The organism is Isoptericola sp. Y541 (genome assembly GCF_059445465.1).
Map to the genome: position 1 here is coordinate 907,115 of NZ_JCAIUJ010000001.1, position 12,832 is coordinate 919,946.

Sequence of the window (12,832 nt, forward strand, 5' to 3'; positions counted from 1 at the left end):
GGTGAGCATCGTCACAGATCGGGTCCCGTGCCGTGCTCAGTGCGTATCATCCCACGTCCCGGGGCGGCTCGGCGCCAGCCCACGAGCCGGTTTGCGGGCCCCTCGTGGCACACTTTGACAGGGCGTCTGCACCGGGCATGCCCGCCACCGAGCATGGAGGAACAGTGGAGTTCGACGTCACGATCGAGATCCCGAAGGGCCAGCGCAACAAGTACGAGGTCGACCACGCGTCCGGTCGCATCCGCCTCGACCGCATGCTCTTCACCTCCACCCGCTACCCGGACGACTACGGGTTCATCGAGGGCACCCTCGGCGAGGACGGCGACCCGCTGGACGCGCTCGTGCTACTCGAGGAGCCGACCTTCCCCGGCTGCCTGATCCGCTGCCGCGCCCTGGGCATGTTCCGCATGCGCGACGAGGCCGGCGGCGACGACAAGGTGCTGTGCGTCCCCACCGGCGACCAGCGCGCGGCGTGGCGCCAGGACATCGACGACGTCTCCGACTTCCACCGCCTGGAGATCCAGCACTTCTTCGAGGTCTACAAGGACCTCGAGCCCGGCAAGTCCGTCGAGGGCGCCCACTGGGTCGGTCGCGAGGACGCCCAGGCCGAGGTCGTGCGCTCCTTCCAGCGCGCCAAGGACACCGGCTACTACGACGGCCACTGATTCACCTCAGGGCCGCCGTCTGCCGACCTGATCTGTTTCAGGCGCTCGCGTACGGCGCCATGACCTCCTCCAGGCGCGCGGCCTCAGCGGCGTCGGCGAACGACGCGACGTCGACGGGGCGGCCGCGGTCGATCGCGGTGAGCGCGTCGGCGGGTGGCACCTCGATCAGGGCGAGGATCGGCTCGATCGCGCGGCTCACCGGCTGCGCGGCGAGCCCCATCACCCGGGACAGGGCGCGCGCCGGCCACGGGAGACCGGTGGCGGCGGTCCGGGTGTACCCCGGGTGCGCCAGCACGTACCGGGCCCGACGGGGCGGGGTCGCGCCCGCGTGCGCGACGGCGAGCAGCTCGGCCGCCCGCCCGCCCTGCTTGGTTGCCTCGGCGACGCGGTAGCCGCGCTCGAGCATGAGGTCGTCCCAGTGCATCCGGCCGTGCACGACCCCGACGCCGTTGAGGCTCACGATCACCGGCCGCTCCGCCCGGTCGAGCTGCGGTGCGAGCCCCTCGCCGAGGATCCGGCGCGCGAGGTAGTACAGGGACAGCGAGACCTCGACGCCCTCGGGGGTGGCGCGCCGACGCAGCTGCGGCGCGTATGCGGTGACGACCAGCGCGTCGACGGCGTCATGCCGCTCCTGCACGCGCTCCACGACGTCCCAGGTCCCCGCGGCGGTCGTGAGGTCTCCCGCCACGAAGCCTGCCCGGTCGTCGGCGCCCGCGGCTCTGGCCCGCGCGAGGAACGCCGCCCCGCGCCGCGGGTCACGACCGACGACGGTCACCGCGTCCCCGGCGTCCAGCCGGGCGAGCGCGATGCCGAGCCCGAGCCCGGCCGTGCCGCCCGCGACGACCGTCGTCCTGCGTGTCCCCAGCGGCGTTCGCGCGGGTCGCGCCGGTCGCGCCGTTCGTGCCGGTCGTGCCGGTCGTGCCGGTCGTGTCCCCGCCGCCCTTCGTCGTGCCCATGTGCGCTCCCTCGTCGTGGCCCGGACCGCGGCGGCCCCGGCAGTGCCGTCGACGCTAGGGAGCGCGCCCTCGACAAGTCAACGAGTGATGACTTAGCGTCGTGGGCATGGTCGTACGACGGGACAAGGAAGCCACGCGGGCCCGGCTGCTGCTGGCCGCAAGCCGGCGGTTCGCCGAGCACGGGTACGCGGGCACCAGCGTGCGGGCCGTCGCGGCCGACGCCGGCGTCGACGCCGCGCTCGTCTTCCGGTACTTCGGCTCGAAGGACGGGCTCTTCGTGGCCGCCACCGCGGACGAGGACCCCCAGAGCGCGCTCGGCCTCCCCCCGCAGGAGTTCGTGGACCGGCTCTTGTCCCTCGTCGCCTTCCCGCCCGACGGCGCCCGACCCCTGGCGGCGCTGCTGCGCTCGGGCGGCCGCGCCGCCGGCGAGGCCCGCCTGCAGGCCGCGGTCTGCGGGCCCTACCTCGACGAGCTCGCCGGGGAGCTCGACGGCGAGGACGCAGAGCTGCGCGCCGAGCTCCTCGTCGCCTGGGTGCTGGGCGTCGCGGTCATGCGTGGCATCGTGCCGGGCACGCTGCTCGGCCGCGTCGAGCAGGACGCGCTCGCCCCGCGCTCCGCCGCCGTGGTGCGTGCCCTCGCCGACCCGGAGGCCGGCGGGGCCGATCGCTCCCGCGGACGTCTACGGTGAGCCCATGCTTGCTGCCGTGATCCACGACGCCCGCGACGTCCGCGTCGAGGAGCGCCCGGACCCCCGGATCCTCACCCCTCACGACGCCGTGGTCCGCGTCGTCGCCGCCTGCGTGTGCGGCTCCGACCTCTGGCCGTACCGCGGCGTCACCCCTGTCCGGAAGCCCCGCCCCATCGGGCACGAGCTGGTGGGCGTCGTCGAGGAGCTGGGCGCGGAGGTGACCTCCGCGGAGGTGGGTGACTTCGTGATCCTGCCGTTCACGATGAGCTGTGGCGTCTGCCAGGCATGCCGCGCCGGCTACCCCGCCGCCTGCGACCTGGTGACCGGCTTCGGCTCGACGGACCGCGAGGGTCACCCGGTCGACGGCGCGCAGGGCGAGCGCGTGCGGATCCCCCTCGCGCAGCACTCGCTGTTCCCCGTGGGCCGCACCGAGGCCGAGCTCGAGGCCGCGGGCCTCGTCCCGCACCTGCTGTCCCTCGCCGACGTGATGTCCACCGGCTACCACGCGGCGTTCTCCGCCCACGTCTCCGACGGCGACACCGTCGTCGTGGTGGGCGACGGCGCGGTCGGGCTGTCGGGCGTGATCGCGGCCCGGCTGCTCGGCGCGGAGCGCGTGGTCGCGATGAGCCGGCACGACGACCGCGCCGCGCTCGCCCGGGAGTTCGGCGCGACGGACGTGGTCGCCGAGCGTGGCGAGGAGGGGCTCGCCGCCGTGCGCGACCTGCTGGGCGGGAACCTCGCCGACGCGGCCCTGGAGTGCGTGGGTACCAAGCAGTCGATGGACACCGCGCTCGACGTCGTGCGCGGCGGTGGTCGCATCGGCTTCGTCGGAGTGCCGAACGGCGGGCCGGAGCTGAGCGTGCGGCGGCTCTTCGACCGCAACCTCACCATCGGCGGCGGCATGGCGTCCGCGCGCCGCTACATGGAGACGCTGCTGCCCGAGGTCATGTCCGGCGCGATCCGGCCCGGGAAGGTCTTCGACCTCGAGCTGCCGCTCGCCGACGTCGCCGAGGCGTACGCCGCGATGGACGAGCGCCGCGCCACCAAGGTGCTGCTCCGGCCGTAACGCACCCGATGATCGACATCGCCGGCTCATGACCGACGGCGGGCGCGTGCACCAGTTGACGATGGTCTGGCCGGCCCACGATCGCACCCACAACGGCTCAGGGGCGGCCGGCGTACGGCATGACCTCGGCCCAGCGGATCGGCGTCTCCCGGACGGTGAGGCCGGGGCGCGGGGCCTCGACCATCTTGCCGCCGCCCGCGTAGACCGCGACGTGCCGGATGGTCGACGGGTCGGACGTGTCGTTGGCGTAGAAGATGAGGTCGCCCGGCCGCATGGTGTCGTACGAGACCTTGCCGACGGTGAGGTACTGGGACCGCGAGGTGCGCGTGATCCACACGCCGGCCGCGTTCCACGCCCCCGAGGTCAGGCCCGAACAGTCGTAACCCGGGTTGCCGTCGCCGCCCCACTGGTACGCGGTGCCGATCTTCGAGCGCGCCCACGACAGCGCCTCGCGCCCCTGCGCCGCGCTGCCCTGCCCGACGCCGCTGACCGGCGGCGTCTCGGTCTCGGGCTCCGGCTCGCGGGTCCGGGTCGGCTCCGGTTCCGGGGTCTCGTCGGCCCGGTCGCCGTCACCCTGCCCGCCGCCCCCGGACGACGACCCCTCGTCCGACCCGCCGGCGTCCCGCTCCGGCTGGGCGGCGGGCTCGTCCGCGGACTCGTCGGCGGGCGATGACGGCGCGTCGTCCTGCGGCGCGGGCTCGTCGGCGGGGGTCGACGTCGCCGCGTCCTGCGCCGCCTGACGGGCCGCCGCCTCCCGCGCGGCCGCGGCGCGCGCCTGCCGTTCCTCCTCGCGTTGCCGCTCGAGCTCGACGGTCGTGCTGCGCAGGTCGGCGAGGCGCGTGAACAGCCGGTCGCGCTCCTGCTCGGCCGCCGCCGTCCGGGCGGCCAGGTCGTCGGCGGTGCGCTGCGCGGTGGCGAACGCGGCCTCGGCGGCCTCGCTGGCCTCCTGCTGCTCGGCGCGGGCGGCCGCCCAGCGCGCGTCGGCGTTGCGCGCCGTGGCGCGGAGGTCCGCCTGGGTGGCCAGGGCGCCGGAGACCTTCCGGTCGACGGCGCGCTGCGCCGACTCGGTGGACACGACGTCCCCGACGTCGCGCGCCCCGGCGACCACGTCGAGCGGCCCCAGCGCGGACTCGCTCGCCCGGGCGGTCGTGCGGTACGCCTCGGCCAGGGAGGTCCGGGCCCGCGTCTCGGCAGCCTGGGCCTGGTCGGCGCGCTCGCGCGCGTCCTCGGTGGCCTGCTTCGCCGTCGCGAGCAGCTCGCGCGCCTCGGAGTAGTCCTCGGCGGCCGTCTGGACCGTCGCCTCCGCCCGCGAGAGCTCGCCCCGGATCGCGTCGAGCCGGGACTCGGCCCCGGCCACGTCCAGGCGGGCGGCGTCCTCGGCAGCGTGCGCCGAGGCCATGTCGTCATCGGACGGCGGGTCGGCCCACGCGGCGCCACCGGCGGGCGACCCCCCGAGCAGCACGACGGCGACCAGCGCCGTCACCGTTCCGGTGCGGCGGGAGCGTGCGGTGCGAGCCATGCTCTGCTCCTCCCCTGGGCAGGCGTGCTGCGGGCAACCTCGCCCAGGCTCACCCACGCCGACCGGCAGCGCCACCCGAAAGCACGGCCCACGACCCTCCGGCAAGCCGACACGCCGTCCACATCCTGGTCCCACATGGCAAGACGCGGGTATCGCCCTGCCGGCCCCCGGGCTACCGTCGTGGGCATGACCTGCCGAATGTGCCGCTGACCTCCGCGCACGTTCGCCTGCCTGCGGCCGCTCGTCGACCCAGCCATCCGCTCCGCGTGCGCAGCCGACCGCCGCGGCCCGCCCCAGACGCGCAGGCCCCTGGGAGCACCGCGGCCCGATCACCGCCGAACGAGCCGACAAACGAGCCGACATCGAGCCCCGGGAGCACGTCATGACCACGTCGAGCTGGACCTTCGAGACCCGCCAGATCCACGCCGGCCAGTCCCCCGACGCCACCACCGGCGCCCGGGCCCTGCCGATCTACCAGACCACGTCCTTCGAGTTCCCCAGCGCCGACGTCGCCGCCGACCGGTTCGCGCTGGCCGACCTCGGCCCGATCTACACGCGCATCGGCAACCCGACGCAGGAGGCCGTCGAGGCCCGTATCGCGGACCTCGAGGGTGGCGTCGGCGCGCTGCTCGTCGCCTCCGGCCAGGCCGCCGAGACCCTGGCGATCCTCAACGTCGCGCAGGCCGGCGACCACCTCGTGGCCAGCCCGAGCCTGTACGGCGGCACGTACAACCTGCTGCACCACACGCTGCCGCGGCTCGGGATCGAGACCACCTTCGTCGACGACCCGCACGACCTCGACGCCTGGCGCGCCGCCGCGCGGCCGAACACCAAGGCGTTCTTCGGCGAGACCATCCCCAACCCGCGCGCCGACGTGCTGGACATCGCGGGCGTCGCGTCCGTCGCGCACGAGGTCGGCGTCCCCCTGATCGTCGACAACACCGTCGCGACGCCGTACCTGGTGCGGCCCATCGAGCACGGCGCCGACGTCGTGGTGCACTCCGCCACCAAGTACCTGGGCGGGCACGGCGCCGCGATCGGCGGCGTCATCGTCGACGGCGGCACATTCGACTATGCCGCGCAGCCCGAGCGCTTCCCCGGTTTCAACGAGCCCGACGCCAGCTACCACGGCCTCGTCTACGCCCGCGACCTCGGCGTCGGCTCCGCGCTCGGCGCCAACCTCGCGTTCGTGCTCAAGGCGCGGGTGCAGCTGCTACGCGACCTCGGCCCCGCCATCGCGCCGTTCAACGCCTTCCTGCTCGCGCAGGGCCTCGAGACCCTGTCGCTGCGCGTGGAGCGGCACGTGGCCAACGCCCAGCGCGTCGCGGCGTGGCTGGAGGAGCGCGACGACGTGCGCCTGGTGCACTACGCGGGCCTCCCGTCGTCCCCGTGGTACGAGAACGCGCGGAAGTACGCGCCGAAGGGCGCGGGCGGCGTCGTCGCCTTCGAGCTCGACCTGGCCGACCCGGTGCAGGCCGCCGCCGCCGGACGCGCCTTCGTCTCTGCACTACAGCTGCACTCGCACGTCGCGAACATCGGCGACGTGCGGTCGCTGGTCATCCACCCCGCCTCGACCACCCACTCCCAGCTCACCCCCGCCGAGCAGGCGCTGTCGGGCGTGACGCCCGCGCTGGTGCGGCTCTCCGTCGGGTTGGAGGGGGTGGACGACATCCTCGCCGACCTCGAGCTCGGGTTCGCCGCGGCGGCCGACGCGCTGTCCCCCGCGACGACGGGCAACGACGAGGCGGCCGCGTGACGACGTCCGGGCGCCAGCCCCAGCCCGTGCGGCGCGCCGGCGTGCACGTCGCCCCCACCGTGCGGTCCGTGGGCGGACGACGCGCGGGCACCGCCCCGACGGTGCGCCCGACGCCGGTCACGCGGGCGCGGGCAGAGGCGCCCGTGCCCGCCTCCGGCGCCTGGCGCGCGGGCGACCCCGAGGCGGCCCGCCGGTTCGCCGACGTCGGCGCGGTCGAGCTCGAGGCGGGCGGCGTGCTGCCGGACGTGCGCGTCGCCTACGAGACGTGGGGCGAGCTCGCCCCCGACGGCTCCAACGCCGTCCTCGTGCTGCACGCGCTGACCGGTGACGCGCACGTGGCCGGGCCCGACGGCCCCGGCCAGCCGACGGCCGGGTGGTGGTCGGACATGATCGGCCCGGGCGCGCCCGTCGACACCGACCGGTACTTCGTCGTGGCCCCCAACGTGCTGGGGGGCTGTCAGGGCACCACCGGCCCGGCGTCCGACGCCCCCGACGGCCGGCCGTGGGGCGGCCGCTTCCCCCACATCACGACGCGCGACCAGGTCGCCGCGGAGATCGAGCTCGCCCACCAGCTCGGCGTCGAGCGCTGGTCGCTGGTGGTCGGCGCGTCCATGGGCGGCCTGCGCGTGCTGGAGTGGGCGCTGCTCGGGCCCGACGCGGGGATCGGGGTGGACGGGATCGCCGCCATCGCCACGACGGCGCAGACCTCGGGCGACCAGATCGCCTGGGCGCACCCGCAGCTCGGGGCGATCCGCGCCGACCCGCGCTGGCGCGGCGGCGACTACTACGACGCCGCAGCGGGCGACGGGCCGGACGCCGGGCTCGCGATCGCCCGGCAGATCGCGCACACCACGTACCGCACGTCGGCCGAGCTCGACGTGCGGTTCGGGCGCCTGCCGCAGGGCGGCGAGGACCCGCTGGCCGACGGCCGGTACGCCGTGCAGTCCTACCTCGACCACCACGGCGACAAGCTCGCCCGCCGGTTCGACGCCAACTCCTACCTGGTGCTCACCGAGTCGATGCTGAGCCACGACCTGGGCCGCGACCGCGGCGGCGTGGAGTCGGCGCTGTCGCAGATCACGGCCAGGGCGCTGGTGGTGGCGGTGGACTCGGACCGGCTCTTCCCGCCGGAGCAGGCCGGCCGTATCGCCGCCTGGGTACCCGGAGCGGAGCCGCTGCGCATCGTCACCTCCGACTTCGGGCACGACGGCTTCCTCATCGAGTTTGACCAGCTCGGTCCCATCGTCGCCGACTTCCTCGCGGGGGCGAGCGTCGACGACTGAGCGTTCCCGCCGGTTGAGCCTGTCGAAACCCTCTTGCTGGTCGAGCCTGTCGAAACCCTCTTGCTGGTCGAGCCTGTCGAACCCGAGGGCCTTGGCCTCGACAGGCTCGTCCAGCGAGGGGGCGAGCGTCGACGGGTCTGCCTACGGTGGGAGCGGCCGCCGACCCGCGCGGCCGCCCACTCCGCAGCGTTGCTGGAGGCGACCCCGATGGTCCGGCTCAACCCTTATCTCAGCTTCAAGAACCAGGCCGGCGAGGCCCTCGAGTTCTACCGCTCGGTGCTCGGCGGCGAGCTCGACGTCAGCACGTTCGGGTCCATGCCGGCAGACTCCGGAATGCCCATCGACGATGCCGACAAGGACCTGGTCATGCACGGCCAGCTCGACGCACCGTCGGGCCTCACCCTGATGGCGGCCGACACCGGCTCGATGATGCCGTACGTCGCGCCCACCAGCGGCGTCACCGTGGCGCTCACCGGCGGGCCCGAGGACTACGACTACGTGGCGGGCGCGTACGCGAAGCTCGCCGAGGGCGGCTCCGACGCGATGCCGTTCGACAAGGCGCCCTGGGGCGACTTCTACGGCCAGGTCACCGACCGCTACGGCGTCACCTGGATGTTCGACGTCGGCGCTCCCTGACAGTCCCGTTTCGACCACGGGATTCGTACCGCCATCAACCTGACGGTACGGATCCCAGGGTCGAAGGCGCCGCGGTCATCGCGCGTTAGGTTGGTCCGCATGCTCACCGCCACTGTCGCCCGGTTCTCGCCCGACTCCCCGCTCGACGGGCTGGAGGTGGGCGACCGGCCGGAACCGGAGGCGCGGGAGCACTGGACCACCGTCGAGGTGCGCGCCGCCTCCCTCAACCACCACGACCTGTGGTCGTTGCGTGGCGTCGGCCTGCGGGCCGAGCAGCTGCCGATGATCCTCGGCACGGACGCCGCGGGGACCGCCGCCGACGGCACGCCGGTGCTCCTGCACGGGGTGATCGGCGCCGACGGGCACGGCGTCGGGCCGAACGAGCGCCGCACGCTGCTGTCGGAGAAGTACCCGGGCACGCTCGCGGAGCGCGTCGCCGTGCCCACCCACAACCTGGTGCCGCTCCCCGACGACCTGTCGTTCGAGGAGGCCGCCTGCCTGCCCACGGCCTGGCTCACCGCCTACCGGATGCTGTTCGGCGCCGGCGGGCTCGCCCCGGGCGACCGGGTGCTCGTGCAGGGCGCGGGCGGCGGCGTCGCCACCGCCGCCATCCTGCTGGGCGCGGCCGCCGGCCTGGAGGTCACGGTGACCTCGCGCTCGGCCGAGCGCCGGGAGCACGCCGTGGCCCTGGGTGCGGCGCACGCGGTCGAGACGGGCGCCCGCGTGCCCGGCCGCGTGGATGCGGTGATCGAGTCGGTGGGCCAGGCCACTTGGGCGCACTCGGTGCGCTCGGTGCGGCCCGGCGGCACGATCGTCGTGTGCGGGGCGACGTCCGGGGACGCGCCGCCCGCGGAGCTGACGCGCGTCTTCTTCAACGAGATCCGGGTGCAGGGCGTGACGATGGGGTCGCGCGACGACCTGGTTGCCCTGGTGCGGTTCTGCGCCCGCACCGGCGTGCGGCCCGTCATCGACTCCGAGGTGCGCCTCGCCGACGTCGCGACGGGCCTGGCGCGGCTGGACGCCGGCGAGCAGACCGGCAAGATCGTCGTCCTGCCCTGAGCCCGACGAACCTCGCCGGTTGAGCCTGTCGAAACCCCCGACGAACCTCGCCGGTTGAGCCTGTCGAAACCCCCGACGAACCTCGCCGGTTGAGCCTGTCGAAACCCCCGACGCCTTGGTTTCGACAAGCTCAACCAGCGGGCCGTCAGGCTTAACCAGCGGGGCCGTCAGGCTCAACCGGCGAAGCGGGACGCGAGGGTGACCATCGCGGCGCGCAGCTCGGGCGGCCCGACGACGTCGAAGGGCACGTCGAACATCGCCAGGTGCGCGGCGATCCCGACCCACGACCACGACGCGAGGACCACGCGGCACCGAGGCTCGCCGCCGGCATCCTCGAGCGCCTCGACGACGCCCCACCGCCCGACCCACGGCGCGACCCGCTCCGCCGGCGTGTGCAGCACCGCCTCACCGCGCGCCGCGGCCGCCCCGCCCGCGCCGAAGCCGTCCAGCACGTAGCGTGCGACATCGCCGCCGGGCACCCTGCGCGCGACGAAGCGCGGGCCGCTGCCGGTGCGCAGGGTGAGGCGGTCGATGCGGAACCGGCGCCAGTCGTCGCGGTCGAGGTCGAATGCCACCAGGTACCAACGGCCCTCCACCGTGACGAGATGGTGCGGCTCCACGCGGCGCGGCGGCCGGAACGCATCCGGCCCGGTGCCGATCACCGGCGAGGAGCCCCGCTCATAGTCGAACCGGACGACCTCGCGGGCGCGGATCGCGGTGCCGAGCGCGAGCAGGGTGTCGTGGTCGACCTCGGGCCGCGACGGCGCCTCCGGGTCGCGCGCGGCCGTGATCTCCAGGGCGTCGATGCGCGCGCGCAGGCGCGCGGGCATCACCTGCCGCACGGTGGCCAGCGCCCGCAGCGCGGCGTCCTGCGTCCCGGCCGTCGTGGACGTCTGCAGCGCGACGGCGACGGCTACCGCCTGCTCGTCGTCGAGCAGCAGCGGCGGCAGCTCCGCGCCCGCGACGAGCCGGTAGCCGCCGTCCGGGCCACGCGTGGCCCGCACGGGATACCCGAGCTCGCGCAGCCGGTCGACGTCGCGGCGCACCGTCCGCGGGCTGACCTTGAGCCGGTCGGCGAGCAGGTGCCCCGGCCAGTCCCGACGCGCCTGCAGCAGCGAAAGCAGGGAGAGCAGCCGCCCCGAGGTCTCGATCATGTCCCCAGGCTGGCACGGGTAGAGGACAGAAGCTGACCGCAACCCTCGGCATCGTGGTCCTCGAACCGTTCTCCAAACCGACCAGCCCCTCGAACTTCCAGGAGGTAGATCCATGATCCGCACCCGCGGGCTCACGAAGGACTTCCCCGTGAGCCGTCACGAGACCGTGCACGCCGTGCGCGGCATCGACCTCGACGTCGAGCCCGGCGAGCTCGTCGCCGTGCTCGGCCCCAACGGCGCCGGCAAGACCACGACGATGCGCATGCTCACGACGCTGCTCACCCCGACGTCCGGCACGGCCCAGGTGGCCGGTCACGACGTCGCGACCGAGCCGCACCGCGTGCGGGCCTCGATCGGCTACGTCGGCCAGGGCAACGGCGCCGCGTCCGTGCAGCAGGCGCGCGACGAGCTCGTCGTGCAGGGCCGCGTGCACGGGATGGACCGGCGTGCCGCCGGACGCCGTGCCGACGAGCTGCTCGAGGCACTCGACCTCGCCCCGCTCGCGCGGCGCAAGGTGGACAGCCTGTCCGGCGGCCAGCGCCGCCGGCTCGACGTCGGGCTCGGGCTGGTGCAGGCCCCGCCGCTGCTGTTCCTCGACGAGCCGTCCACCGGCCTGGACCCGCACAACCGGGCCAACCTGTGGGAGCACGTGCTGCGGATGCGCGCCCGCGCCGCGGAGGGCTCCGGCCCGCCGATGACGATCGTGCTCACGACCCACTACCTCGACGAGGCCGACACCATGGCCGAGCGCGTCGTCGTGGTCGACCACGGTCAGGTCATCGCCGACGACACGGCCGACGCGCTCAAGGCCGATCTCGCCGGCGACCACGTGATGCTGCAGGCCGCGACCGAGCACCTGCCCGCCCTCGCGCGGATCGCGGAGCACGACCCGGCGACGCGCGCGGTCGCCGTGACGCAGGACGGCGCCGCGGTGGGCACGGTGTCCGTGCGCTCCGCCGACGGCACCCGCGCCGTGCCGGGGCTGCTGCGGGCCGCCGACGCCGCCGGCGCCGAGGTCCTCGGCGTCCACGTGACCCGCCCGACCCTCGACGACGTCTTCCTCGCCCTCACCGGCCGCAGCCTGCGCGAGACCGCGTTCGCCCCCGGTACGGACGACGTCACCACCGACGCCCTCCCGACCGACGACCGCACCACCGACGACCGCGCCACCGACGACCGCACCACCGACGACCGCAAGGAGGTGGCCTGATGAGCCACGCGACCACCCTGACCGCCCCGCCCGCGACGACGTCCGCCACGACGCCGTCCCCCGCCGGCCGGTTCTGGCGCGACACCGGCCTGGTGCTCACGCGCGAGCTGCGCCCGCTCGTGCGTGACCCGTTCTCGATGATCTTCGGGCTGGTCCAGCCGCTGTTCTTCCTCGCGCTGTTCGGGCCGCTGCTGGTGGGCTCGCTCGGCGGCACGGAGGCGCTGGGCGGCGACGTCTGGCTGTGGTTCGTCCCGTCCATCCTCGTGATGACCACCCTGTTCGGGTGCACCGTGACCGGCTCCAACCTGCAGATGGAGCTCGCGTCGGGCTCGCACGAGCGGCTGCTGGTGACGCCCATGTCGCGCCCCGCGATGCTCGTGGGTCGTGCGCTCAAGGAGGTCGTACCGGTCGTCGTGCAGGCGCTGCTGGTAGTCGTCGTGATGCTGCCCTTCGGGCTGCGCCCCGACCCGCTGGGCGTGGTGCTCACCCTCGGGCAGCTCGCCGTGCTCGGCGTCGGGATCGGCGGGTTCTCCTACGCGCTCGCCCTGGCCGTGCGGAAGCAGGAGTGGATGTTCTGGATCGTGCAGCAGACGGTGATCTTCCCGCTCATGCTGCTGTCGGGGATGCTGCTGCCGCTGGACGGCGGACCGGCATGGATGCGGACGGTCTCGTACGCGGACCCGCTGCGGTACGTCGTCGACTCCGCGCGCGACCTCTTCGCGGGCGACCTCGCGTCGTCGTCCGTCGCGTGGGGCTGGCTCGCCGCGGCGCTCACCGCCGCGGCCGGGCTGGCGGTCGGAGTGCGGGCGATGGACCGCTCCGGCGGCTGATCGCCCGCGC

Annotated in this window: 12 protein-coding genes; 9 read left to right on the forward strand and 3 right to left on the reverse strand. The window is 74.7% G+C overall.

Annotation, left to right across the window (positions count from 1 at the left end; genetic code table 11):
* Positions 1-164 precede the first annotated feature (164 nt).
* Positions 165-665, forward strand: coding sequence for an inorganic diphosphatase (locus AC1C2V_RS04100; protein WP_495388280.1), 501 nt, complete (start codon positions 165-167; stop codon positions 663-665).
* Positions 666-702: 37 nt separating this feature from the next.
* On the opposite strand, the gene AC1C2V_RS04105 is transcribed toward AC1C2V_RS04100, so the two are convergent.
* Positions 703-1,530, reverse strand: a complete 828-nt coding sequence (locus AC1C2V_RS04105) for an SDR family NAD(P)-dependent oxidoreductase (protein ID WP_495388449.1) — start codon at positions 1,528-1,530, stop codon at positions 703-705.
* 197 nt (positions 1,531-1,727) lie between these two features.
* Between AC1C2V_RS04105 and AC1C2V_RS04110 the strand changes: the two genes are divergently transcribed.
* Both AC1C2V_RS04110 and AC1C2V_RS04115 read left to right on the forward strand, forming a co-directional pair.
* The gene (locus tag AC1C2V_RS04110; protein ID WP_495388281.1) at positions 1,728-2,309 is read left to right on the forward strand and encodes a TetR/AcrR family transcriptional regulator; all 582 of its coding nucleotides are present in this window, start codon (positions 1,728-1,730) and stop codon (positions 2,307-2,309) included.
* A 4-nt stretch (positions 2,310-2,313) separates the two neighbouring features.
* On the forward strand, positions 2,314-3,375 hold the full coding sequence (locus tag AC1C2V_RS04115; RefSeq protein WP_495388282.1) for a zinc-binding dehydrogenase: 1,062 nt from the start codon (positions 2,314-2,316) through the stop codon (positions 3,373-3,375).
* Positions 3,376-3,472: 97 nt separating this feature from the next.
* Here the strand turns inward: AC1C2V_RS04115 and AC1C2V_RS04120 are convergent, their stop codons facing one another.
* Complete coding sequence (locus AC1C2V_RS04120; protein WP_495388283.1) at positions 3,473-4,894, reverse strand: C40 family peptidase; 1,422 nt, start codon at positions 4,892-4,894, stop codon at positions 3,473-3,475.
* A gap of 382 nt (positions 4,895-5,276) precedes the next feature.
* On the opposite strand from AC1C2V_RS04120, the gene AC1C2V_RS04125 reads away from it, so the two are divergent.
* The 4 genes from AC1C2V_RS04125 (at position 5,277) to AC1C2V_RS04140 (ending at position 9,628) form a co-directional block, all read left to right on the forward strand.
* A complete protein-coding gene (locus AC1C2V_RS04125) occupies positions 5,277-6,650 on the forward strand; it encodes a bifunctional o-acetylhomoserine/o-acetylserine sulfhydrylase (RefSeq protein WP_495388284.1) in 1,374 nt (457 codons plus the stop codon).
* Positions 6,651-6,751: 101 nt separating this feature from the next.
* Positions 6,752-7,933, forward strand: coding sequence for a homoserine O-acetyltransferase MetX (gene metX / locus AC1C2V_RS04130; RefSeq protein ID WP_495388450.1), 1,182 nt, complete (start codon positions 6,752-6,754; stop codon positions 7,931-7,933).
* Between the two features lie 207 nt (positions 7,934-8,140).
* The gene (locus AC1C2V_RS04135) at positions 8,141-8,569 is read left to right on the forward strand and encodes a VOC family protein (RefSeq protein WP_495388285.1); all 429 of its coding nucleotides are present in this window, start codon (positions 8,141-8,143) and stop codon (positions 8,567-8,569) included.
* Positions 8,570-8,668: 99 nt separating this feature from the next.
* On the forward strand, positions 8,669-9,628 hold the full coding sequence (locus AC1C2V_RS04140; protein WP_495388286.1) for a zinc-binding dehydrogenase: 960 nt from the start codon (positions 8,669-8,671) through the stop codon (positions 9,626-9,628).
* 173 nt (positions 9,629-9,801) lie between these two features.
* Here AC1C2V_RS04140 and AC1C2V_RS04145 read toward each other — a convergent pair whose 3' ends face one another.
* A complete protein-coding gene (locus tag AC1C2V_RS04145; RefSeq protein ID WP_495388287.1) occupies positions 9,802-10,782 on the reverse strand; it encodes a helix-turn-helix transcriptional regulator in 981 nt (326 codons plus the stop codon).
* A 112-nt stretch (positions 10,783-10,894) separates the two neighbouring features.
* Between AC1C2V_RS04145 and AC1C2V_RS04150 the strand changes: the two genes are divergently transcribed.
* Together AC1C2V_RS04150 and AC1C2V_RS04155 are read left to right on the forward strand one after the other, a co-directional pair.
* On the forward strand, positions 10,895-11,992 hold the full coding sequence (locus AC1C2V_RS04150) for an ATP-binding cassette domain-containing protein (protein WP_495388288.1): 1,098 nt from the start codon (positions 10,895-10,897) through the stop codon (positions 11,990-11,992).
* Positions 11,992-12,822 carry an ABC transporter permease gene (locus tag AC1C2V_RS04155; RefSeq protein ID WP_495388289.1) on the forward strand — a complete coding sequence of 277 codons (831 nt, stop codon included), beginning with the start codon at positions 11,992-11,994 and terminating at the stop codon, positions 12,820-12,822. Before AC1C2V_RS04150 ends, AC1C2V_RS04155 begins: the two co-directional genes overlap by 1 nt.
* The last annotated feature ends 10 nt before the right edge of the window (positions 12,823-12,832 follow it).

What these genes read in the sequence shown, in the direction of transcription:
- AC1C2V_RS04115 (WP_495388282.1), top strand. Translation starts at nt 2,314, where the DNA reads ATGCTTGCTGCCGTGATCCACGACGCCCGCGACGTCCGCGTCGAGGAG.
- AC1C2V_RS04150 (WP_495388288.1), top strand. Translation starts at nt 10,895, where the DNA reads ATGATCCGCACCCGCGGGCTCACGAAGGACTTCCCCGTGAGCCGTCAC.
- AC1C2V_RS04145 (WP_495388287.1), bottom strand. Translation starts at nt 10,782, where the DNA reads ATGATCGAGACCTCGGGGCGGCTGCTCTCCCTGCTTTCGCTGCTGCAG.
- AC1C2V_RS04110 (WP_495388281.1), top strand. Translation starts at nt 1,728, where the DNA reads ATGGTCGTACGACGGGACAAGGAAGCCACGCGGGCCCGGCTGCTGCTG.
- AC1C2V_RS04125 (WP_495388284.1), top strand. Translation starts at nt 5,277, where the DNA reads ATGACCACGTCGAGCTGGACCTTCGAGACCCGCCAGATCCACGCCGGC.
- AC1C2V_RS04120 (WP_495388283.1), bottom strand. Translation starts at nt 4,894, where the DNA reads ATGGCTCGCACCGCACGCTCCCGCCGCACCGGAACGGTGACGGCGCTG.
- AC1C2V_RS04135 (WP_495388285.1), top strand. Translation starts at nt 8,141, where the DNA reads ATGGTCCGGCTCAACCCTTATCTCAGCTTCAAGAACCAGGCCGGCGAG.
- AC1C2V_RS04155 (WP_495388289.1), top strand. Translation starts at nt 11,992, where the DNA reads ATGAGCCACGCGACCACCCTGACCGCCCCGCCCGCGACGACGTCCGCC.
- AC1C2V_RS04140 (WP_495388286.1), top strand. Translation starts at nt 8,669, where the DNA reads ATGCTCACCGCCACTGTCGCCCGGTTCTCGCCCGACTCCCCGCTCGAC.